The organism is Acidobacteriota bacterium (assembly GCA_030949985.1).
Lineage (GTDB): Bacteria > Acidobacteriota > Polarisedimenticolia > J045 > J045 > JALTMS01.
The window spans coordinates 45195-66621 of record JAUZRX010000051.1; the positions used below are offsets into that span (position 1 = coordinate 45195).

General features: G+C 70.5%; 15 protein-coding genes. 13 read left to right on the forward strand and 2 right to left on the reverse strand.

Annotation, left to right across the window (positions count from 1 at the left end):
* Nucleotides 1–3: 3 nt before the first annotated feature.
* The 3 genes from selB to Q9Q40_11390 all read left to right on the forward strand — a co-directional run bounded on the left by selB (nucleotide 4) and on the right by Q9Q40_11390 (nucleotide 3516).
* Complete coding sequence (selB, locus tag Q9Q40_11380) at nucleotides 4–1899, forward strand: selenocysteine-specific translation elongation factor (protein MDQ7007821.1); 1896 nt, start codon at nucleotides 4–6, stop codon at nucleotides 1897–1899.
* A gap of 61 nt (nucleotides 1900–1960) precedes the next feature.
* The gene (gene tatA / locus Q9Q40_11385) at nucleotides 1961–2173 is read left to right on the forward strand and encodes a twin-arginine translocase TatA/TatE family subunit (GenBank protein ID MDQ7007822.1); all 213 of its coding nucleotides are present in this window, start codon (nucleotides 1961–1963) and stop codon (nucleotides 2171–2173) included.
* 164 nt (nucleotides 2174–2337) lie between these two features.
* Nucleotides 2338–3516, forward strand: a complete 1179-nt coding sequence (locus tag Q9Q40_11390) for a ChaN family lipoprotein (GenBank protein MDQ7007823.1) — start codon at nucleotides 2338–2340, stop codon at nucleotides 3514–3516.
* Nucleotides 3517–3901: 385 nt separating this feature from the next.
* Here Q9Q40_11390 and Q9Q40_11395 read toward each other — a convergent pair whose 3' ends face one another.
* Nucleotides 3902–8701: a sigma 54-interacting transcriptional regulator gene (locus Q9Q40_11395; GenBank protein MDQ7007824.1), complete on the reverse strand. Its 4800-nt coding sequence runs from the start codon at nucleotides 8699–8701 to the stop codon at nucleotides 3902–3904.
* A gap of 162 nt (nucleotides 8702–8863) precedes the next feature.
* Nucleotides 8864–9190 (reverse strand): hypothetical protein, encoded by a 327-nt coding sequence (locus Q9Q40_11400; GenBank protein MDQ7007825.1) that lies wholly within the window; start codon nucleotides 9188–9190, stop codon nucleotides 8864–8866.
* 287 nt (nucleotides 9191–9477) lie between these two features.
* Between Q9Q40_11400 and Q9Q40_11405 the strand changes: the two genes are divergently transcribed.
* From Q9Q40_11405 to Q9Q40_11450, 10 genes are all read left to right on the forward strand, one after another.
* Nucleotides 9478–11238, forward strand: coding sequence for a SpoIVB peptidase S55 domain-containing protein (locus Q9Q40_11405; protein MDQ7007826.1), 1761 nt, complete (start codon nucleotides 9478–9480; stop codon nucleotides 11236–11238).
* Complete coding sequence (locus tag Q9Q40_11410; GenBank protein MDQ7007827.1) at nucleotides 11235–13478, forward strand: hypothetical protein; 2244 nt, start codon at nucleotides 11235–11237, stop codon at nucleotides 13476–13478. Before Q9Q40_11405 ends, Q9Q40_11410 begins: the two co-directional genes overlap by 4 nt.
* Nucleotides 13478–13867 carry a fluoride efflux transporter CrcB gene (gene crcB / locus Q9Q40_11415; protein ID MDQ7007828.1) on the forward strand — a complete coding sequence of 130 codons (390 nt, stop codon included), beginning with the start codon at nucleotides 13478–13480 and terminating at the stop codon, nucleotides 13865–13867. Before Q9Q40_11410 ends, crcB begins: the two co-directional genes overlap by 1 nt.
* Nucleotides 13868–13911: 44 nt before the next feature.
* Entirely contained in the window at nucleotides 13912–14265 is a 354-nt protein-coding gene (locus tag Q9Q40_11420) for a DUF190 domain-containing protein (protein ID MDQ7007829.1), read from the forward strand.
* A 204-nt stretch (nucleotides 14266–14469) separates the two neighbouring features.
* The gene (nhaA, locus tag Q9Q40_11425; GenBank protein ID MDQ7007830.1) at nucleotides 14470–15702 is read left to right on the forward strand and encodes a Na+/H+ antiporter NhaA; all 1233 of its coding nucleotides are present in this window, start codon (nucleotides 14470–14472) and stop codon (nucleotides 15700–15702) included.
* A 276-nt stretch (nucleotides 15703–15978) separates the two neighbouring features.
* Nucleotides 15979–16737 (forward strand): 4Fe-4S dicluster domain-containing protein, encoded by a 759-nt coding sequence (locus tag Q9Q40_11430; protein ID MDQ7007831.1) that lies wholly within the window; start codon nucleotides 15979–15981, stop codon nucleotides 16735–16737.
* Nucleotides 16734–17900, forward strand: coding sequence for a Ni/Fe-hydrogenase cytochrome b subunit (gene hybB / locus Q9Q40_11435; GenBank protein MDQ7007832.1), 1167 nt, complete (start codon nucleotides 16734–16736; stop codon nucleotides 17898–17900). The genes Q9Q40_11430 and hybB overlap by 4 nt, the downstream gene beginning before the upstream one ends.
* Before the next feature lie 36 nt (nucleotides 17901–17936).
* On the forward strand, nucleotides 17937–19526 hold the full coding sequence (locus tag Q9Q40_11440; GenBank protein ID MDQ7007833.1) for an ATP-binding protein: 1590 nt from the start codon (nucleotides 17937–17939) through the stop codon (nucleotides 19524–19526).
* Nucleotides 19523–20878, forward strand: a complete 1356-nt coding sequence (locus tag Q9Q40_11445; protein ID MDQ7007834.1) for a sigma-54 dependent transcriptional regulator — start codon at nucleotides 19523–19525, stop codon at nucleotides 20876–20878. The genes Q9Q40_11440 and Q9Q40_11445 overlap by 4 nt, the downstream gene beginning before the upstream one ends.
* Nucleotides 20875–21402 carry a peptidase M54 gene (locus tag Q9Q40_11450; GenBank protein ID MDQ7007835.1) on the forward strand — a complete coding sequence of 176 codons (528 nt, stop codon included), beginning with the start codon at nucleotides 20875–20877 and terminating at the stop codon, nucleotides 21400–21402. The genes Q9Q40_11445 and Q9Q40_11450 overlap by 4 nt, the downstream gene beginning before the upstream one ends.
* The last annotated feature ends 25 nt before the right edge of the window (nucleotides 21403–21427 follow it).

The window sequence follows — 21427 nt, forward strand, 5'->3', positions numbered from 1 at the left end:
GTCATGACGCTCGATCGCCACGTCGTCGTCGGAACCGCCGGCCATATCGACCACGGCAAGTCCACCCTGGTCAAGGCCCTGACAGGTATCGACCCCGACCGCTGGGAGGAAGAAAAGCGCCGGGGCATCACCATCGATCTGGGTTTCGCCCATGTCGAACTGGAGGGGCGCGGCTTTTCCTTCGTCGACGTACCCGGCCACGAGCGTTTCGTGCACAACATGCTGGCGGGGGCCACCGGGCTCGACCTGGTTCTGCTGGTGGTCGCGGCCGACGAGTCGGTGATGCCGCAGACCCGCGAACACCTGGCGATCTGCCGGCTGCTCGGCCTGCAAGGCGGTGTGGTGGCCTTGACGCGGGTCGATCTTGCCGACGCGGAGTACGTCGACCTGGTGGAGGAGGAAGTGCGGGGGGTCCTGGCGGGCACCTTTCTCGAGCGGGCTCCGGTGGTACGGGTCAGCGGCGTCACCGGTGAGGGGCTGCCGGCACTGCGGCAGGCCCTGGTCGAGCAGGCGTCGGGCCTGGCCGAGCGGGAGGGGGGGCCCTGGCCTCGGCTTCCCATCGACCGCGTCTTCGCGGCCAAGGGCTTCGGCACGGTGGTGACCGGCACGCTGCTCGGCGGCCCCCTCGAGGTGGGCCAGAGCCTGGTGGCGATTCCCGGTGGCCGTCGCTGCCGGATTCGCGGCCTGCAGGTGCACTCCCGGTCCGCATCCAGGGTCCAGGCCCACCGGAGGGTGGCGGCGAATCTCCAGGGGGTGGACCGGGAACAGCTTCGGCGGGGGATGGTGCTGGTTCCCGAGGGCCGGGAGGTCACCGCCCGTGTGCTGGACGCCTGGATCACCGTGATCGACGAAGCTCCCGTGGGGGTGGACGACGGACAGCGGCTGCGCCTGCACCATGGCACCGCCGAGGTGTTTTGCCGGGTGCGCATGCCCGGGGGGGGCAGCCTGGCTCCGGGCGCGACCGGGGCGGTGCAGCTGCGCCTCGAGGCGCCCCTGGCGGCACTGCCCGGGGATCGCTTCATCCTGCGGCGCTACAGCCCCCTGGTCACTCTCGGCGGAGGGCGCATCGCGGAACTGGATCCCCCCCGTCATCGTCGCCGTCGGTCGGATTGGCCCGAACACGTCCGGGCCCTGGCGGAGGCCGCACCCGCCGAGCGGATCCTGCTCCAGGTCTGCGCCGCCGGCCCGCCGGGGCGCTCTGTCGCCTCGCTGGTGCGGGAGGGTGTCGAACCGGAGGTCGTGGCCGCCTCCCCGCCGGGCTCCCTGGTGCTGCTCGCCGGGGAGCACCTGCTCGCTCCCGAGGCCGAGGCGGCGATTCTCGATGACCTGCTCCGGCGACTGGCCGAGCACCACGCCCGGCATCCCCTGGCCCCGGGGCCGGCGCCGGAGAGGCTGCGGGCGGATGGCGCCCCCACGCTCTCGCCGGCGGCATGGCGTGCCCTGCTGGCCCGTGCCGAGAGGGCGGGGCGGGTGATCTGGAGCCGCGAGGAGGTCCGCCTGGCCGACCACGACACCCGGCCCGGCGCCGCCGAGACCGAGGCGCTCGAACGGGCCCTCGCCAGGCTGGAAGCCGCCGGCCTGGAAGCGCTGGACGAGGAGGCCTGGCTGGGCGCCGAGGCGGCGTCCATGGGGCACCTGCTGGGCTGGGCCGAGCGGACGGGTCGGGCGGTGCGGCTGGGTAACGGAACCTGGATCGCCGGCGGACCCTGGCAGGAGATGATCGCTGTCCTGCGGGCCGAGGCGGCCGGGGGCCGGAAGACGCTCGACGTGCCCGCATTCAAGAATCTTTTCTCCCTGACCCGCAAGTACGCCATCCCGATTCTCGAGAAGCTCGACGACCAGGGGGTCACCCGCCGGGCCGGTGCGACGCGGGTGCTGCGCGTGGACAGTGACGCTTAATCGTGAATAATGGAACCCCGTGCTGCCTTGGCATCGAGAGCCGCACTTCGGAGGAAACACCATGACCTTCTCCGCTGCTCCCCTGGCGCTGATCGGACCCCTCGGGGCCCCCGAACTGCTCATCATCGCGCTGATCCTGGTCCTGCTCTTCGGTGTGCGGAAGCTCCCCGAACTGGGTAAGGGGCTGGGAGAAGGGATCAAGAACTTCCGTGGTGCCATGAAGGAAATGCAAGAAGAGGACAAGAGCGATCCCAAGGGAGGGTCGCCATCCTGAAGCGCAGCTCGGCCTCGGCCGAGCACCTGCGCCGCCGCCTCGGCGTCTACGATCCTGCCGCCGGTTCCCGCTACGTTCGACGATTCGAAGACGAGGCCGACAGCCTGGGCTGGTCGCCCTGCGGGGGGCGGGGTGTACCCCGCGCCCTGGCATCGTGTTCCCTGGTGTTGATCGGCGAGTACCATCCTCTACCCGGGGCCCTCGAGACGGCGGGAGAGTTGCTCGTGACCTGGGCCGAGCGGAGTCGCGGGCCCCGGCTGCTGGCCCTCGAGATGGTCTATCGTCGTGACCAGGCCGCCCTCGACGCGCTGATGGCCGGACGGATCGGTGAACGGGAGTTTCACCGCCGCATTCGCTACCGGGAGGAGTGGGGATACCCCTGGCGGCCGGTGCGGAGATTGTTGCAGGTGGCCCGGCGCACGGGGGGCCGGGTGGCGGCCCTCGACATCTCGCCCCGGGGCGGGGCGCAGGACCTGCCCCTGCGAGACGAGGTGGCGGCCGAGCGCCTGGTCCGGCTGAGCGCCGAGGCCGGAAGGGGGGGGCGGGTGGCGGCGGTTTTCGGTGAGGCCCACCTGGCCTCGGAGCATCTGCCCCGGCGGCTCGAGCGCATGGGGGGCGCCGGACGCGTGGCCCGGGTGTTGACGGACCTCGAGTTCGAGTCCCGGCCCGCCGCGCCCTGGATGCGCGCGCGGGGCCGGCTTTGGGCCACCAGGCCGCGCAAACCCGGCGAGCGCCTGGCGGCCCTGTCGCGGGTCTACCGTCACTGGGCCCGGCAGACCGTAGCACGCGGTGAAATGGATCTGCCCCTGATGGTTCACGGTGTGATCACGGCCCTGGCCCGCGCCGTGGACATCGATCCCCGACGCCTCGAGATCGGGCCGGCCCTCTACCTGGCGGATCTCTACCCGGAGGTCTACCTGCTGCGCGAAGAGGCGCGCCTGGGCCGACGCCTGCGGGAGACCGGGCAGGGGACGGCGCTCCTGCGACGCGTGCTCTCCGGCTGTCGGCGGCGCGGCGCGGTGTACCAGGCCCGGGAGAATCTCCTGGTGGCTTCAGGCCGGGGGGTGCAGGGGCTGGGCCGGGCGGCGGGGGCCTTCCTCGTCGCGGCGCTGCGGGCCCGGGCGATGGGCGCGGAGCACCCCCTGCCGCCCGGGTCGGCGGCGCTCGAGCGTCTCGATGCCGTCCTGGCCGCCCACCTGGCCGCTCCCGTGGAGCCTCGCTCGGTGGCGGGCGCGCGGCCGGGCCCCCGGACCCTCCGCCGCTGGCTGCTTCGTCCGGCGCTCACCGACCGTGCCGCCCGCCGTCGACTCGCCGCCCTGGGCGTCGGGGGCGCGAACGAATAGCCCGGCTCGCGCCGGGCTCTGTGGGGGAGGAGAGAAAGTGGCGGGGCCGCGACAGGGTTGGGTCGGGATTCGGGGAAGCCCTGTACGCGGCCCCATGCCATCAGGCCGGACCAGCGAGCCTCCGGGGAGCGGTCGGAGGGAGTCGAAAGGAAGCTCGCTGCCTGGTCTGCCAAAACCAGGTTGAGGTCCTGGGGTATGAAGCTTGCGCGGGAACCCTTTTTGTCCGGGCTCCCGCCGAGGTCCACTCTGACAAGCCTGCCTCTCCATCTGCGAAGAGCGTGCCAGATCCGCGGTTCGGAGGGGGGTGATCGCCAAGTCCCTGTTCTGACGAAGGATCGCCCGGTCCGGTCCCGGCGGGAGACCGGGCGGGGGCGTCGAAAGGGTCTCAGGGTGAGACCTTTTTGCCTCCTGGAGGGCGACGACCCACCGCTTCGAGATGGTAGCGGCGGATCTTGCGAAAAAGGGTGGCCCGCCCGATGCCGAGCAACTGGGCGGCCCGCAGACGGTGGCCGCCGGTCAGTTCGAGGGCGCGCCGGATGGCCCGCGCTTCGACTTCCTCGAGCTGGGTCTCGTCGCTCGGAGTACTGCCGAAACGTTCGGCGAGTTCCGGGTCGGCCTCGAGGGTCTTCAGGTCGATAGTGCCTTCCGTCGCGTGCAGGGCCAGGCGGGAGAGCGTGTTCTCCAGCTCGCGCACGTTGCCCGGCCAGTTCCACGAAGCCAGGCGCGGGACCACGGCCGGGTGGATCCGTACCCGGCCGAAGCTGCCGGAGAGGCGCTCGAGGAGGTGATCGATCAGCAACGGCAGGTCTTCGAGGCGTTCGCGCAGAGGAGGCAGCGCCACCCGGAGCACGTCCAGCCGATAGAGCAGATCCTGGCGAAAGCGGCCTTCGCGGACCGCCTCCCCCAGGTCCTGCCGGCTGGCGGTCACGACGCGGAAATCCACTTCCATCTCGCGGCCGGAGCCCAGGGGGCGCACGCGCTTGTCCTCCAGCACGCGCAACAGCTTGGCCTGCAATCCCAGCGGAAGTTCGGTGATCTCGTCGAGAAAGAGCGTCCCCCGGTGGGCTTCGACCAGCAGACCCGTGCGCGAGGTTTCCGCGCCGGTGTAGGCCCCCTTTTCGTGACCGAAGAGCGTGGCCTCGAAGATCGGCTCGGGCAGGGCAGCGCAGTTGACCGCGACGAAGGTGCCTTCCCGGCGCGCATCGAGGCGGTGGAGGGTTCGGGCGGCGAGTTCCTTGCCCGTACCGGACTCGCCGTGGATCAGGACCGGGAGATCACTGGCTGCCGCGGCCTCCAGCAGGCGGTAGACCTCGAGCATCTTCCGGCTGTGGCCCAGCAGGTCTCCGAGGCGGTCCCGCCGGCCCAGGTCGGCTTTCAAGCGGCGGTTTTCTTCCTCGAGGCGGTGGAAGGCGCGGGCGTTGACGAGGGCCAGGGCCGCGTGATCCGCCAGGGCTTCGAGAAAGCGCAGGTCCTCCCTGGAAAAGCAGCGGGAAGGGTCGCGGCTGTCGACGTAGAGGGCCCCCACCAGCCGGCCCTTCGACCGCAGGGGCACACAGATCACGGCTCGAATGGAAAAAAGGCGTACGGAGTGGGAGTCGGCGAAGCGTGGATCACTGGCGGGTTCCACGGCCAGTACGCTTTCCCCGCCCTGGGCCCGATCGATCACCGTGCGGGAGAGTTGCAGCGCGTCCTCGGCGGTTTCCTTCTCCACGCCGCGGGCCAGGAGCAGGGAGACTTCACCCCCTTCCCGGGCGGTGACCACCGCGCCCCGCTCGGCTCCCAGCACGGTCAGGGCCTGGTCCATCATCGTCTCCGCCACTTCCCGTGGATCCCGCAGACTGTTGAGGTCGGCGACGAAGCGGTAGAGCACGTCCAGGCGCTGGGTGTCCCGGGCCCCCCAGCGCTCGGCCAGGGCGCGCCGGTCGGGGCGCTCGAGCAGGCGTCGGGCCGCGGCCGTATCGTCGATGCCGGCGGCCAGCGCCTCGAGACGCAAGCCGGCCCGCGAGCGCAGGGATCGCGCCTGTTCCTCCTGGCCATCGGCCACCAGGGCCCGGTCGATCACGGACAGGGCCTCGATCACCAGGTCGTGCAGGTCGAGGGTTTCGGCCTCCTGCTCCACCTGCCGGGCCAGGGTCACGGCACGGGCGGGATCCACCACGACCGCGGTCTCGGCCGCCAGCACCCGGGCTTCGAGAAGGGCTTCCGGGGCCTGGGCCCTCAACTCGCCTTCGCCCATCGCCAGCACTTCCCGGAGCAGGGAGGCCGCCACGGGCATCTCCCCGCGGTGGATCAACACCCGGGCCATGGCGACCCGGGCCCGGCACAGGTCCAGCGCCTGCCCGGATCGTCGGGCGGCGGCCAGCGCTCCCCGGGCCAGTCGCAGGGCCACCGCCGGGCGCCCATCGATGATTTCGATCCGGCTGTGCAGGCAGCGACCGACGATCAACTCGTCGAGGGCGCCTGCGGCCCGCGCTTCCCTGCGTCCCCGACGGGCCGCGGCGCGGGCCTCGGGCAGGTCACCCAGGTGCAGGCGGATGCGCGCCAGCCGATGCCATGCGGCGGCCAGCCAGCCCCGGTGGCCGTGGACCTCCCGCCAGCCCACCCCCTGCTCGGCTTCCCGGGCGGCCCCGAGGGGGTCGCCGAGGGCCAGGCGCGCGTCGGCGAGCAGGGCGTGCAGCAGGGCGAGTCCGTCCGCGTCGCCCCGGTCGGCCAGGGCCTTGTGAACCGGGCCCGCGCGGTCCACCAGCCGCCGGTGGTGAGCGGCCCGGCCGGCGGCCTGCAACTCGGCGAGCATCAGAGCGGTCTCCAGTTGCCGTTCTCCGTGGGCGCCGGCTTCCAGGCGAGCCCGGGAAAGCTCCGCCTCGGCTTCCACCAGTCGGTCCACCAGCACCAGGCAGCGCCCACGGGCGGCCCGTGCCCGGCGGCTGACCCTGCTGCCCTCCGGGGCCAGTTCGAGGGCCCGTTCGATCTCCTCGAGGGCCTGCTCGTACTTTTGTTGCCGGGCCCGCAGCACGCCGATTTCGAGATGCGCTTCGGCGGCCAGTGCCGCTGGGGGGGCCTGGGCGACGATGGAGCCCAGATGCTCGAGGGCCTGTTCGGCCCGGCCCAGGTCTCCGAGGCAGCGGGCCAGTCGGCAAAGAGCACCGAGGGCCTCCCGCGGCCGTCCGCCGGCACGGAGCCAGGCGACGGCCTCCTCGAAGGCGCCCGCCGCCTCTTTCGGGCGGGCGCGGGCCAGGTGGATCTCTCCCGCGGCCGCCGCCAGTCGCCCCCGTCCTGCCGGGGGGAAGGTCTCGCGGTCGGGGAGCCGGGCGAGCACGCCGGCCCCCAGGTCGGGTCGTTCCCGGCGGAGCAGGGCCTGCACCGCGCGGGTGGCCAGGCGTGCGGCGAGCCCCAGCCGACCCGCCCAGGCCGCGTGGCGGCTGAGGCGGGCGAGTCGTTCTTCCCGCCGGACGCCCTCCCGGGGCGGATGCTTGCCCAGGTGCTCGAGCCATCGGCGGTGGAGTTCCGGATCGGGGGCGGCGAGGTGGCCCCGGCGACGTCCCGGCCCGAGGCGCAGTCGGCCGCGGGCATCCCGGAACAGCTGTCCGGCGGCGACCAGTTGCCGGCACGCCTCGGCGGTCCGGGCCAGGGAGAGGCCGGTGACCGTGGCGAGAGCGTCGAGTTCCGCGGGGGCTCCCGCGGCGGAGAGCGCTTCGATCACCTTCCGCTGGCGGGCGTCGAGGTGTTGGAGATCCCGTCCCGCCCCGGCGGGGTCGAGCCGGGCCAGGGGCATCTGTTCGAACCGATCCAGGCGCCAGGCGGGGCCGACCCGGTCGACGACTCCGCGACGGACGGCCTCGAGCAGGATGGCGACGATCTTGCCCGGCTGTCCCGCCGTGTGGGAGGCGAGGCGGGTCGCCAGGTGGGCCGGCAGCGGGGGGCCGGGGAGCAGGGCCCGCACCAGCTCTCCCACCTCCTCCCGGCTCAGCGGGTCGAGGGGCAGTTCCCGCCAACCCGGTCCCGGGTGTACGGGCCCGGCGACGAGTACGAGCAGGCCCGGGCAGCCGGCCAGGCGCCGGGGCAGGCCGGCGAGCACCTCCGCCTGGTCGGGAGCCAGGTGATGCAGGTCATCGGCCATCACGGTCAGGGGGGCCGCTTCGGCCAGCAGGCGCAGGCGGGCCGGAAGGCGCGGGGAGAGGGGCAGGGCGCCGGGGGAGGAACCGAGGAACTCGATCCGTCGCCCGGCCAGGCGGGCCAGCCCGGCGGCCTCCCGCAGCAGGCGGGTGTGTCCCGCCCCGCGGGGCCCGGCGAGCACGACGAAGTGAGCGGCGTGCTGCTGGGCGATGTAGCCCTCGATGCGTTCGAGGGCCTGCCGGCGACCCACCAGGTCGAGGCCCCCCGCTCGTGTGGCCGGATCGGCGAAGGCGGGGTCGGGGAGTGCGACGCCGATCTCCTCCAGGCGGGTGACCACTTCCCGGGCGGATCGGGGACGCTCGGCGGGGTGGGGGGAGAGCAATTCCCGCAGCAGCCGTACGGCTCCCCCGGGCAGACCTTCCTTGCGGGGGAGGGCCGGTCGCCTGTCGGCCGCCGCCAGGCGACCGGCCGGGTCCTCGCCCCACGGATAGCGCTGGAAGAGCCAATAGAAGAGGGTGGCCCCGAGGGAGTAGAGCTCGGAGGCCACCGTGCAGGGTTCGCCCCGGAGCACCTCCGGGGCGGCGGTGGCGGCGGTGCCCGCCGCCTGGGTTCCGGGTTCCCGGGCCAGGCCGAAATCGATCAACTGGGGGACGCCCCGCTCGTCGATGAAGACGTGGGCGGGCTTGAGGTCCCCGTGGAGCAGGCCGCTGCGGTGGAGGTAGTCGAGGGTCTCGGCCAGCCCCGCGGTCCAGGCCAGGGGCTCGGAAGGGCCGGCCCCCCGGCAAGCCTGCTCGGAGGAAAGCCCTTCGGCCACCTCGAAGACGATCGAGGGGCCGCCCTCGCGTCCCGGGGGGATGAAATCGACGGCACGGACGACACCGGGATGCTCGAGGGAGGCGATGCGCGAGAATTCCCGGGCCAGCTCGGCGGCGCTTTCCGGGTCGTCGGGATGAGCCTTCTTGATGGCGACCAGGCGGCCGCTCGACTCGTGGCGGGCGAGATAGACCTCGCCGCACCCGCCGGCGCCAAGCGTGTCCAGCAAAGAATACCCAGCCAGGAAGGAGCCGGACATGCTTCATCGTAGCATGCGGCGGGGGACGGACCGTCCACCGTCGAGCGAAGCCTGCCCTGGCCGTTGGAGCCGATCCGAAAGGTCGCCCTCCCGCCCAAAAGGCAACTCCCCCCGGGGAGGACCCGGAGGGAGTCGGGGGTGGGTTCCGCCCGGGGGGGGCGGCTATGGCCAGGGGCCGGAGGGGTCGTCACCGCCGCGGGCCGGCGCCACATCGGAGCTTCCCGTCGTTTCTCCGGGGGGCAGTACCCCGGAGCTGGCGGTGTCGGCGGGCGGCGGCGTGGGGGTCTTTCCGATGGCTCCGGCGATCAGGCCGGGCAGGTCGAAGTCGAGGACGGCCTCGATCACCGCTGCGGGCGAAAAGGCGCCTACAGTGGCGAGGAGGCCCGGCGTGGGTGCGGGCGTGTTCAGCTCCGCCTGCTGCTCGCCGGCCAACGCCATGGGAACGAGCAGGACAACCGCGATGATGATCCAGATCTTCCTGCCGAACATGGGTCTCTCCTCTCTGGCCTCTCCGCCCGGGTTGCGTTTCCCCGGGGCGTTGCCCCTGGTGGGCCTGTGACGGGGCATCCACGGAAAAAGCTCGGTTCCGCGGCCAGCCGAGTCAATGCCGCGGGATACACGATCCCGGAATCGATGCGACAGGCGCGGACAGGTCTTGTTGGAGTCCGGAACAGGCCAAACAGGGCCAGCCTGTCCGTGTTACCTGGAAGCGAGGATGGGTGCGTCTTGCCGACGGCCCCTATAATCCAAGCCCGCTGCACAACCGGGAGACCCCTGTGTCGAAACGGAACACCCTCCGCCATCTTTTTTTCGGCCTTTTCCTGCCCTTCCTGGCGCTGCCGGCGGCTCCGGCCGCCGCGGTGGAGGTGTTTCCCCTCGCCGAGGTCCACGCGGGCCTGGAGGGTGAGGTCCTTACCGTCCTGCAGGGGAGGGAGCCGGAGACCCTCCGGGTGGAAGTGCTGGGCGTTCTCGACGATTGGATCGGGCCGGGGGTGCCGCTGATCCTCGGGCGTTTCACCGACGAACGGGGCCGCTTCGAAGGCGTGGCCGCCGGCATGTCCGGCTCCCCGGTGATGATCGACGGTCGCCTGGTGGGCGCCCTGAGCTACAGCGTGGGCAACTTCACCAAGGAACCGATCTGCGGCATCACTCCCATCGAGGCCATGCTCAGGCTCGGGAGTCTGCCGGCCGGCGAGCTGCCCTGGCGCCGGGAGGGGCGGGTGGCGGCCGTGGACGGTCTGCTGCAGGCGATTCCCCTGGCAGTGGGCGTGCGGGGTGTGGCCGCCGACCGGCTCGGTGCCTTCGACGACTTGTGGCGGGAGATGGGCCTGGCCCCCGCGGCCGCGGCCCGGCCGGCGGCGGGCGCCGCGGCCATGGGAGCGGACGACCTGCAGCCCGGCATGCCGGTCAGCGCCATGCTGATCTGGGGCGACAAGGTGGTCGGTGCGACGGGAACGGTGACCTGGCGCGAGGGCTCCAAGCTGCTGGCCTTCGGCCACCCCTTCCTCGGTCGGGGGCGTAGCGGCGGACCCGTGGCCCCGGCGGAGATCGTCTGGACCGTGGCCTCCGGGTTCAACTCCTTCAAGATCTCCCGCTACGGTGCTCCGGCCGGCACCCTGACCCAGGATCGGCTGGTCGGCATCGCGGCGGAAATCGGTCCCGTCCCTCAGGGGCTGCCGATCGACGTTCGGGTCCGGCGGCCGGGAGCGCCCGACATCGAGCGGCACTTCCAGGTCCTGCGCTCTCCCCGCCTGGTGGGGCCCCTGGCCAACTTCGCCCTGCGCTCGGCGGTGGTCGACGCCAGCGGGGCGGAACTGGACGAGACCCTGCGCCTCGAGGGCAACATCCTCCTCGAAGGCAGGGCGCCTGTCCGGGTGGTCATCGGTGGCGGCGCGGGCCCATCCCCGCCGGTGGCGCGGATCGGTGCCGAACTGGCCCGGGTGCTCGCCGCCCTCTTCCAGGCCCCGATGGAGGTGCCCGCTGTCGAGGGCGTCGAACTCGAGGTGCGGGCCATCGAGCGGGATGGAGCGTGGAAGGTGATCCGCGCCGTGCCGGATCGCCTCAGTGTCCGCGCGGGAGGCCGTCTCGAGTTGCGGGTGGAATTGTCCGGCCCCCGGGGCGAGCGGAACTGGGAAGTCCTCGACGTGGAGATCCCGGCGGGAACCCTGCCGGGTCGCTGTACGGTAGCCGTGGGGTCTGCCCGGACGCTCGACGGAGAACTCGGAGCGGTGGCCGAGGCCCGCCGGCGTACGGCCCGCACGGCCGACGAGTACCTCGCCGCCCTCGCCTCGTTTTCGAGCGACACGCTGCTCGAGGCGCGGCTGGTCCGTCCGGCAGCCGGTATCGTCAGCCGGGGCCGAGAGTACCCGGCCCTGCCGGCGACGGCTCACCTGCTGCTGCGCTCGAGTCCCGGCGGCAACGAACTCTACCACTCGCGGTGGCGGCGGTTGGCCGGCGCCTGGCGCGAGATGGAACGCAGCGTGACCGGCCTGGCGCGCCTTTCCCTGGTCATCGAAGCAGAGGAGTCCACAGAATGAGGCCTGCAGGAATCGTCGGGTTGATCACGGGGCTTGCCCTCGGGCTGGCTCTTCCCGCCGTCGTGGCGGTGGAAGAGCAGAGCTGGACGCGGGAAGGGGCAGGCTTTCGGGCCGGTCAGCTCGAGGGCATGCAGGTCACCCCGGCGGGCCGGCTCGTGCCGGCTCCCGCCCGGGTGGAACTGGGGAGACCCGCCGAAGGGGTGTTGTGGGACGCCGCGTTCAGTCGGGGGAGGCTGGTGGTGGCCGCCGGCGATCCGGCCCGGGTCCTGGTCTACGGACGGCCCGGTCAGCCCGCCGTCGAACACTTCCTGCCCGACGGCGGCCAGGCTTTTGCGCTGGCCCCCGGCAAGCGGGACGTCCTCTACGTGGCCACCGGGCCGCGGGGAGCGGTCTACCGCCTCGACCTGTCCACGGGCGACGTGAGGGAGATCTACCGCCCCCGGGCCGAGTACATCTGGGACCTGCTGCTCCTGCCTTCCGGGGCATTGCTCGTGGCCACCGGTCTGCCGGGCACCGTCGTGCGGGTCGACCCGGCCGGCGGCGAGGTCGAGCCGCTCTGGGAAAGCCAGGAGTCCCACGTGCGCTGCCTGGCCGCGGGGGGCGGGCGCATCCTGGCCGGGACATCGGATTCAGGCTGGATCGTGGAACTCCGCCCCCAGGGGGACGCTTTCGTCCTGTGGGACTCCGATCGCGCCGAGGTCTCGGCGCTGGCCGTGGGGCCGTCGGGCAGCGTGTGGGCGGCCTTTTCCGGGAGCCGCGAGAAAGCCGACGGATCGTCGACTTCCGGCTCATCCCCGCGGGAAAAGAACGGAGGCCAGCGCGTCACCACCACCATCACGGTGCGGGCCCGGGCGGAAGACGCTGCGGGGTCCAACGGCAAGGACAAGAAATCGGGCGATGTACCCGCGTCCGCGGCGGCGTCCCCGGCCGGTGGCGAAGTGGTGCGCATCGATCCCGACGGGCTGGTGCGCCGCGTGTGGAGTGACGGCAAGCAGACGCCCCTGGCCTTGTCGAGTCACCGGGGCGGGGTGCTGGTGGCCACCGCTTCCCCGGCTCGCGTGCTGTGGATCGACGGTGAGGGACGCGAGGGCCTGTGGCTCGAACAGGACGAGGTGCGCTCTCTGGCGGCGCTGGCCCGGGACGGTGAGCGCATGGCCGTGGCGGGCAACCACCCCGCCCTCGTGCTGCTCTGGGAGGACGCCGTCACCGCCCGGGCCCGCTGGACTTCCGATGTTTTCGACGCGGGCTCGGCGGCGGTGTTGGGCCGTGTGCGGGTGGTGACGGCGCCCGAGGGCGCGGCCCGCTGGCGTGTGGAAGCGCGGTCCGGCAACACCCGGCGTCCCGACGCGGGGTGGAGCGCGTGGGTCGAGGTGCCCGGAGCGGCGGGGCCACCCACCGGTGACGGAGGCGCGGCGCCGTTGAACCGGGCGCGCTTTGCCCAGGTCCGGGTGAGCAGCGAGGATCCCCCGGCAGGGGCCGGGATCGACCGGGTGGCCTGGGATTATCGGCCGGTCAACCGTCCGCCCCGGGTGGAGCAGGTCGAGGCGTTGCCCCTGGGCGTGGCCTACCGGCCGGTCCCTCCCTCCTCGATCACCTCCGGCGAGACACCGGTGGTCAGCGTGCCCCACGCCGCGGAGGTCCGTCGCGCGCTCAAGGGCAAAAGCCGCAATTGGCGATCGAAGAAAGTCTACGAGGCCGGGGCGCTGACCTTGCGCTGGTCCGCCGGGGATCCGGATGGGGATCGCCTGGAATACCGCCTCGAGTTCTGCCGTGATCGCGGCGGGGCCTGCCGGCGGTGGCAGGTCCTGGCCGAGGAGCTGACCCGCAACTTCTTCTCCTTCGACTCGAGGACGCTGCCCGACGGGGTCTATCGCTTTCGGGTGACGGCCACGGACAGGGGCGTCAACCCCCTCGGCGAGGAGCGGAGCCACAGCCGGATCTCGGGTCCGGTGGTGATCGACCACCACCCGCCGACCATCGTCGAGGTGACGACGACGGCGCTGGCGCAGGGAGAGGGGGTCGAGGTGCGGGTCCGGGCCTCGGATCCGGGCGGGCGCCTGGCCCGGGCGGAGATCGCCGTCGCCGGCGGCCGCTGGCTGCCGCTGGCGGCCACCGACGGAGTGGCGGACGGTGCGGAGGAGAGCTTTGCCGCCGGGCTCGGGCAGGCGCCGCCGAAGGGAGGGCTGGCCGTGCGGGTCACCGACCAGGCGGGCAACGTGAGCACTTGGCGCAGCGAGTGATGGCTCGAGTCCTGCCGTTGTGGTTCCTGGTGGGGCTGGGGGGCTTCGTCGGCTCGGTGACGCGTTACCTGGCGGCAGGGGCCGTCCAGCGGCTGTTTCCCGCCATGCGTCTGCCCGGCGGCACCCTGCTGGTCAACGTGGTGGGCTGCGCCCTGATCGGCCTGGCCGGGGCGCTGGTGGAGTACCACGGCCTGTTTTCTTCCCAGGCGCGGGTCTTCTTGATGATCGGCATCCTGGGGGGCTTTACGACCTTTTCCAGCTTCGGCTTCGAGACCCTGGAACTGGCCCGGGAGGGACAACTGGCTCTGGGCTTGGTGAATGTGGCATTGCAGGTCGGCCTGGGCCTCGCCGCGGTCTGGATCGGTCACAGCATCATCCGCTGGCTTTGACCGGCGTGATGGGCCCGCCCCCGGGGGGCGAAGGGGAGACGACCATGAAGCAACGCCTCGAACCGGGCCTCCTCCTGCGGATCTTCATCTCCGAGAACGAGCGCCACGAAGGCCGGCCGCTGGCCGATTGGATCGTGCGGCGGGCCCTCGAGGAGGGGCTGGCGGGGGCGACGGTGCTGCGGGGACTGCAGGGTTTCGGCGGTCATCGGCAGGTCCGCAGCGCCCACATCCTGGCCCTGTCCGACGATCTGCCGCTGGTGGTGGAGATCGTCGACCGGGAGGCCCGCATCGAGGCCTTTCTCCCCCAGCTCGCCGAGGCGGTGCCCGAAGGCCTGATCACCCTCGAAAAGGTGCAGTACCGGCTCTGCCGGCAGGACTCCGATCGGGCTTCTTCCTGACCCCGCAGGAGCCCCGGACACGGGGGCAGGCCCCCATCTTCCCCCGGGGGATCTTTGCCGGTATGGTGGGGGCGGACAGGAGAGGCATGACGAACGGATGGCACTGACGCTGCTTCGCATCCCACCCGGGCCGGGACATGTCTCGACTCGGGCCCCGACTCGGGCCCCGACTCGAGTGGTGCGTGAAGGGGTTTGCCGACTCCCATGACTCATCCGCTCAACAGGCTGATCAAACCGCTCCAGGAGTTCATTCGCCTGGAAGCCGCCGGGGGGCTCGTCCTGATGGCCACCGCCGTGCTGGCGCTGGTGGTGGCCAACTCTCCCCTCGCGGCCTCTTACACGGCCCTTTTGAACCTCTCCGTGGAGGTCAGGGTCGGTTCTTTCGGGATTGCCAAGCCGCTCCTGCTGTGGATCAACGACGGCCTGATGGCGATCTTCTTCTTTCTCGTCGGCCTGGAACTCAAGCGGGAGATTCTCGAAGGACACCTCTCGACCCTGCGCAAGGCGAGCCTGCCCGTCTTCGCCGCCCTGGGAGGCATGGTGCTTCCCGCCGCCTGCTACGCCGCCCTCAACTGGGGGGACGGTCTTGCCATGAGAGGTTGGGCGATCCCCACGGCAACGGATATCGCCTTTGCTCTCGGGGTGCTTTCACTGCTCGGCGAGCGCGTGCCGACCACCTTGAAAGCCTTCCTGCTCAGCGTTGCCATCTTCGACGATCTCGGGGCGATCATCGTCATCGCCCTCTTCTACACGGCCAAGCTTTCCCTGGTTTCCCTCGGTGTGGCCGCCGTGCTGATCCTGGCCCTCGCCGCCCTCAACCGGCTGGGCGTCACCCGGCCGGCGGCCTTCATCCTGGTCGGTCTTCCGCTCTGGGTGGCGGTGCTCAAGTCCGGCGTCCACGCCACGTTGGCCGGCGTGGTGCTGGCGATGTTCATCCCGCTGCGTGTCGAGAAAAGCGAGCCAGGCGCCGAGCCGGCCGCATCGCTCCTGCGCCACCTGGAGCACGTGCTGCACCCCTGGGTGGCCTTCGGCGTGCTGCCGGTCTTCGCGCTGGCCAATGCCGGCGTCCCTCTCGGCGGACTTTCCCTCGACGACGTGTTTCACGCGGTGCCCCTCGGCATCATGGCCGGGCTCTTCCTCGGCAAGCAGGTCGGCGTGCTGGGGGCATGCTGGCTGGCGATTCGCCTGAGGCTCGCCGCGCTGCCCGAGGGTGTCGGCTGGCGGCAGCTCCACGGCATCACCCTGCTCTGCGGTATCGGCTTTACCATGAGCCTGTTCATCGCCTCGCTGGCCTTCGACGAGGGGGCGGGCGGTTTCGGGGGACTCGAACGCCTCGGCATCCTGGGCGCTTCGTTCGTTTCCGGCCTGCTGGGCTATCTCGCCCTGCGGGCGGCCCCCGGGCGTGGCGACGAGCCGGGGAGTCGGAGCGGCGGGTGAGGGCTCCGGAGCCCGTCCGGAAAGCGTTGAAAAACCCGACGCCGGGGCGCTGAATTTCGCAGCGCCGACAACCTCCACGTTTGCCGTCACTTGGCCGTCGGCGTCGAGATCTTTCTTCGGCGCTGTTGAAAAGTTCTGCAGCGAGCCTTGCGCAACACGTGTTGGAGGTACCGTAAGTCATTGGAAAAACGTACGATCATTCAATCGTGACCTGTGGCACGACATTCGCATGTCTCCTGTCCGTCGCGCAAGGGCGCTGCCGGACCTGGAGGTGAGATGTCTGTCTACGCGATTCTCTTCGACCAAACGTTGTGCGTGGGGTGCCGCGCCTGCGAAGAGGCCTGTCAGCAGGAGAACGGTCACCCCCCCCACGAGGCTCGGCGTCTCGACGCCGACTCTTTCACCTGGGTGGAGGACCTGGGTGACGACAACTACGCCCGCCACCTTTGCATGCATTGCGAGAACCCGACCTGTGCTTCCGTCTGCCCGGTGGCCGCTCTGCAAAAGAGCCCTCTCGGCCCGGTGACGTGGTCGGCCGAACGCTGCATCGGCTGTCGCTACTGCATGCTGGCCTGTCCTTTTCACGTCCCCCGCTACGAGTGGGACAGCCCCAACCCCAAGTTGCGCAAATGCCAGATGTGCTTTCCGCGGGTCTCCGCGGGGCAACCCACCGCCTGTTCGGCGGCCTGTCCCGTGGGCGCGACCGTTTTCGGCCAGCGGCGGACGTTGCTCGAGCAGGCCCATGCCCGCGTCGAGGCCGATCCGGAAACCTACATGGACACCGTCTACGGAGAGCGGGAGGCCGGCGGCACGTCGGTGCTGATGCTGCTCGGTCGCTCCGTCGGCGCCGCCCACCTGCCGGGGGACGTTCCGCTCTACGACCTGCCTCGCCTGACCTGGAGCGTGCTGGAAAAGTTACCGCTGATCATTCCGGTCTGGGGCGTGTTCCTCGGTGGAGTCTACTGGCTGACTCAGCGCCGTCAGGCGGTGGCCCGCGCCGAGGGCGAGGGGGGGAGAGAGGAGGTGTCCCGATGAGCGGCCGCAAAGTGCGCAGTCCGGGTTTCTGGCCGGGTTTCTTCATTCTGCTGATGATTCTCTTCAGCGTGGTGCTCGTGCGCCGTTTCACCGGCGGCCTGGGAGCCGTTTCGAACCTCAGCGACGAAATGCCCTGGGGGCTGTGGATCGGCTTCGACCTGCTTTCCGGCGTGGCTCTCGCGGCGGGAGGCTTTACGATCACCGCGATCGTCTACTTGTTGCACCTGGACCGCTATCGGCCCATCGTCCGTCCCGCCCTGCTGACGGCTTTCCTGGGCTACCTGATGGTGATCGCGGCGCTGCTGGTGGATCTGGGGCGTCCCTGGAATATCTGGCATCCGCTGATCTTCTGGAATCCGCACTCGGTGATGTTCGAGGTGGGCTGGTGCGTGATGCTCTACACGACCGTGCTCTTCCTCGAGTTTCTGCCCCTGGTTTTCGAGCGCTTCCGCATCCAGCGCGCCCTGACTCTCTGGAGCCGCTACCTGACGCCGCCGCTGGTGATCGCCGGAGTGCTGCTTTCCACCCTGCACCAATCGTCCCTGGGTACGCTCTACGTCATCGTTCCCGGGAAGCTGCACCCCCTTTGGTATTCACCGATCCTGCCGCTGCTTTTCTTCGTCTCCGCGATTTCCCTGGGCCTGGCGATGACCAGCGTGGAGTCGTTCCTCTCCCTGCGCGCCTTCGGCAAACGCCTGGAGCCCGGGATCCTGCGGGGGCTCGGCCGGGCCACCGCGGTGACTTTGCTGCTCTACCTCACCTTGCGTTTCGAAGATCTCTTCGTGCGTGGTGTGCTCGACCAGGCCTTCCGTTTCGACACGGCCTCGATCTTCTTCCTGCTGGAAGTCGGCCCGGGCGGCATGCTGCCCATGCTGCTGCTCTTCAGCAGCCGGGTGCGCCGCCGGCCGTTGGCGCTGCTGGGCGCGCAGCTGCTGGTCGTACTGGGTTTGATTTTTCAGCGCATGAACGTTGCGATCACGGCCTTCCAGTTGGGTACGGGGGTGTCCTACGTACCTCACTGGCAGGAATTCGTCATCTCTCTCGGCCTGGTCGCCGTTGGTTTTGCTCTCTTCGCCCTGGCCGTGCGCTTCCTGCCCGTGTTCCCGGAAGGCCCCCTCGCGCGACCGCGCCCCACCGATCCCCTCTCCACGCTGGCGCCCTGAACCCGGGCGCCGGCGCGGTTCCCCGGAGGTGCCGTGATGCCGGGTACAGTCGCCGGAAAACTCACGATCCTCGTCACCGTCTCGCTGATCGTCGTCTTCGGCCTGGGAACCTGGCTCAACGTGATGATTCAGGAACGGGCCGCGCACACGATCTTGAGCCGGAACGGCGCCAGCATCGCCGACATGATCGCCGGCGCTACGCGGGAGTCGATGCTGCACAACGACCGGGAACGGATCGCGGCGATGGTCGACTCCCTCGCCCGTCAGCCCGATGTCGAACGCATCCGTATCTTGCGTAAGACCGGCGAGATCGCCTATTCCACCGTGGCCGAGGAACTCGGCTCCATCCTCGACAGCCGCCTCGAGCAGTGCATCACCTGTCACCAACAGCCCCAGCCCCCCGAGATGCTGCCCGCCGCGGAAAGGGTCCGGGTGATCGAGTCCGGTGGTCGCCGGGCCCTGGGCATCACCCGCGTGATCTACAACGAGCCCGATTGCTCCACCGCCGCCTGCCACGAGCACCGGCCGGACGAAAGACTGCTGGGCATCCTGGACGTTCACCTGGCTCTCGGGCCGTACGATGAAGCCCGCGTGCGCAGCGCTCTGGAACTGGTGCTGACTTCGGCGGTCGCGATCTTCCTGGTGCTCGTCACCACCATCGTATCCGTGCAGAAAATGGTGCAAGCGCCCGTGCGGGCCCTGATCCGCGGAGCACGCAAGCTGGGCGACGGCGACCTTTCGGCGCGGGTTCCCGAAACGTCCGATGACGAGATCGGGGAGCTGGCCCGCACTTTCAACCAGCTCGCGCGGGATCTCGAGATTGCTCGGGGCGAGCTGATGGATTTGACCCAGACTCTCGAAGTGCGGGTCGAACAAAAGACCCGGGAGCTGAAAGAGGCCCAGGACCAGGTCCTGCATGCGGAGAAGATGGCTTCGCTGGGCAAACTCGCCGCCGTGGTGGCTCACGAGATCAACAACCCCCTCTCCAGCGTCGTCACCTACGCCCGCACCCTCGTTCGACGCTTGCGTGAAGGGCGCACCGGGCCGAGCGCCGAGCAGAATCTCCAGTGTCTCGAATCGATCGCCTCCGAGGCGACCCGCTGTGGGGCCATCGTCAGTCAGTTGCTGGCCTTCGCCCGGCAAAGGGGCGGCCGCTTTACGGCGATGCGGATCAACGACGTGGTGGAAAAGGCGGTCTTTTTGTTGCAACACCAACTCGACATGAACGGGGTGACCGTGCGGCGCGAGTTGGCTCCGGACCTGCCGGTGATCGTCGCCGACCCCGACCAGGTGCAGCAGGCTTCGATGGCCTTGCTGATCAACGCCAGCCAGGCGCTCGAAGGGGGCGGGACGGTCACGCTCCGCACGCGCTCCGAAGAGGCGTGGGTGGTGCTGGAGGTGGCCGACGACGGCCCCGGTATGCCGCCGGAGGTGGCTGAGCGCGTCTTCGAGCCTTTCTTCACCACCCGTGAAGAGGACGGGGGGCTCGGCCTCGGGCTGTCGGTGGTCTACGGCATTCTCGAGCGGCACGGGGGCAGCGTCAGCCTGCAGACGGCGCCCGGTGACGGCTGCTGCTTTACGCTGCGCTTTCCCCTCGAGCCCCCGGACCAGGAGAATTCGCGATGAGTGCACGCAGGCCGAAACTGTTGATCGTCGACGACGAGGTGCACGTGCGGGAGTCACTCTCCAGCTGGTTCACCGACGACGGTTACGAGGTCACCACGGCTCCCGGCGGCAAGGAGGCCCTGGCGCTGCTCGGCCGCGAGCATTTCGACATCATGATCAGCGACATCAAGATGCCGGGGATGGACGGCCTGGAGCTGCAGCGCAGGGTGCGCCGGGTCGACGCCGATCTCGTGATCATTCTCGTCACCGCCTACGCCTCGGTGGCCACTGCCGTGCAGGGACTCAAGGAAGGCGCCTACGACTACCTGGTCAAGCCCTTCGATCCCGCAGACATGTCCCGGGTCGTGGAGAAGGCTTGCGAGAAGATTCGACTGGAGGAGGAAAACCTGGCCCTTCGCAGACGCCTGGAGGAGCGCGAGGGGCCGGAGTTCGTGACCGGCGTCAGCCAGGAGATGCGCCGGGTGATCGAACTGGTGGATTCGGTCGCTCCGACGGACACGACCGTGCTGGTGCGGGGAGAGTCGGGCACGGGAAAGGAACTCATCGCTCGCATGATCCACTCCCGCAGCCAGAGGGCCTACGGACCGCTGGTGGCGGTGAACTGCGGCGCGCTGTCGGAGACCCTGCTGGAGTCGGAGCTCTTCGGACACGAAAAGGGGTCGTTCACCGGGGCCAGCGCCCGTCGGCGGGGAAAACTGGAGCTGGCGGATGGGGGTACGCTCTTCCTCGACGAGGTCGGCGAAATGTCGCCCAAGGTGCAGGTGGAGTTGCTGCGGGCGCTGGAGGAAAAGCGTTTCACCCGCGTCGGCGGAACCCGGAGCATCCCGACGGATTTCCGCGTCGTCTGCGCCACCAACAGCGACCTCGAGCAAGCCGTGCGCGACAAGACCTTCCGGGAGGATCTTTACTACCGGATCCATGTCTTCCAGATTTTCATTCCCCCTCTCCGCGCGCGGCCGGAGGACGTGCTGCCCATCGCCGAGCATTTCCTCGCCCGCTTCTCGGCGTCCATGGGCCGTCGGGTCAAGGGCTTCTCCGAGGCATCCCGGGAGCTGCTGATGCGCTATCCGTGGCCGGGAAACGTCCGGGAACTGGCCAACGCGGTGGAGCGCGCGCTGGTGGTCTGCCGCGGCGACACCATCGAATCCCACCACCTGCCGGTGGCGAGATCCGCCGACGGGGACAACGGGGAGGATCCCAGCGACCTCTCCCTCGAGAGCGTGGAGCGGCGGCAGGTGCGGCGGGTCCTCAAGCTCACGGGCTTCAACGTCACCCGTTCGGCCAAGTTGCTGGGAGTGGATCGCGTCACGCTCTACAACAAGATGCGCAAGTACCACATCGAGCGCCCATGAGCTCGTGGGACGTGGAGATCGTGGCGCTGGGGCCCTTGCTTGCCGGAACCCTGCGGGAGCTGAGAGCGGACCTGGCCCGCGGCCTGGCCCGACCGGTGAGGATCGCGGCGAGTCCCCTGAGTCTCGACGACGCCTTCGACCCGGCCCGGCGGCAGTATTCGGCCCAGGTGCTGCTCGAGCTTCTGCGCCGGCGGAGCCCGCCGCCGGGCTTGCGCCTGCTCGGTGTCACCCGGGTGGACCTGTTCCTGCCGGTGTTCACCCACGTCTTCGGCGCAGCCCAGTTGGGAGGCCCGGCGGCGGTGGTCTCTTGCCACCGGCTGCGGGGGACGGACGTGGATCCCGGAGGGAAGGCGACTGCCGGCCGACTGTTGAGAGAAGCGCTGCACGAACTCGGCCACACGGCCGGACTGATCCACTGCCGCTGCTCCTGGTGCTCGATGGCACCGTCGCGCACACCGGAGGAAGTCGACCTGAAGGATGCGGGCTACTGTCCGCAGTGTGCGCGGCGCCTGGGGATGACCTGAGCCGCCGGACGCCGCGCCGGGGCCG

What these genes read in the sequence shown, in the direction of transcription:
- selB (MDQ7007821.1), top strand. Translation starts at nt 4, where the DNA reads ATGACGCTCGATCGCCACGTCGTCGTCGGAACCGCCGGCCATATCGAC.
- tatA (MDQ7007822.1), top strand. Translation starts at nt 1,961, where the DNA reads ATGACCTTCTCCGCTGCTCCCCTGGCGCTGATCGGACCCCTCGGGGCC.
- Q9Q40_11395 (MDQ7007824.1), bottom strand. Translation starts at nt 8,701, where the DNA reads ATGTCCGGCTCCTTCCTGGCTGGGTATTCTTTGCTGGACACGCTTGGC.
- Q9Q40_11400 (MDQ7007825.1), bottom strand. Translation starts at nt 9,190, where the DNA reads ATGTTCGGCAGGAAGATCTGGATCATCATCGCGGTTGTCCTGCTCGTT.
- Q9Q40_11410 (MDQ7007827.1), top strand. Translation starts at nt 11,235, where the DNA reads ATGAGGCCTGCAGGAATCGTCGGGTTGATCACGGGGCTTGCCCTCGGG.
- crcB (MDQ7007828.1), top strand. Translation starts at nt 13,478, where the DNA reads ATGGCTCGAGTCCTGCCGTTGTGGTTCCTGGTGGGGCTGGGGGGCTTC.
- Q9Q40_11420 (MDQ7007829.1), top strand. Translation starts at nt 13,912, where the DNA reads ATGAAGCAACGCCTCGAACCGGGCCTCCTCCTGCGGATCTTCATCTCC.
- nhaA (MDQ7007830.1), top strand. Translation starts at nt 14,470, where the DNA reads ATGACTCATCCGCTCAACAGGCTGATCAAACCGCTCCAGGAGTTCATT.
- Q9Q40_11430 (MDQ7007831.1), top strand. Translation starts at nt 15,979, where the DNA reads ATGTCTGTCTACGCGATTCTCTTCGACCAAACGTTGTGCGTGGGGTGC.
- hybB (MDQ7007832.1), top strand. Translation starts at nt 16,734, where the DNA reads ATGAGCGGCCGCAAAGTGCGCAGTCCGGGTTTCTGGCCGGGTTTCTTC.
- Q9Q40_11440 (MDQ7007833.1), top strand. Translation starts at nt 17,937, where the DNA reads ATGCCGGGTACAGTCGCCGGAAAACTCACGATCCTCGTCACCGTCTCG.
- Q9Q40_11445 (MDQ7007834.1), top strand. Translation starts at nt 19,523, where the DNA reads ATGAGTGCACGCAGGCCGAAACTGTTGATCGTCGACGACGAGGTGCAC.
- Q9Q40_11450 (MDQ7007835.1), top strand. Translation starts at nt 20,875, where the DNA reads ATGAGCTCGTGGGACGTGGAGATCGTGGCGCTGGGGCCCTTGCTTGCC.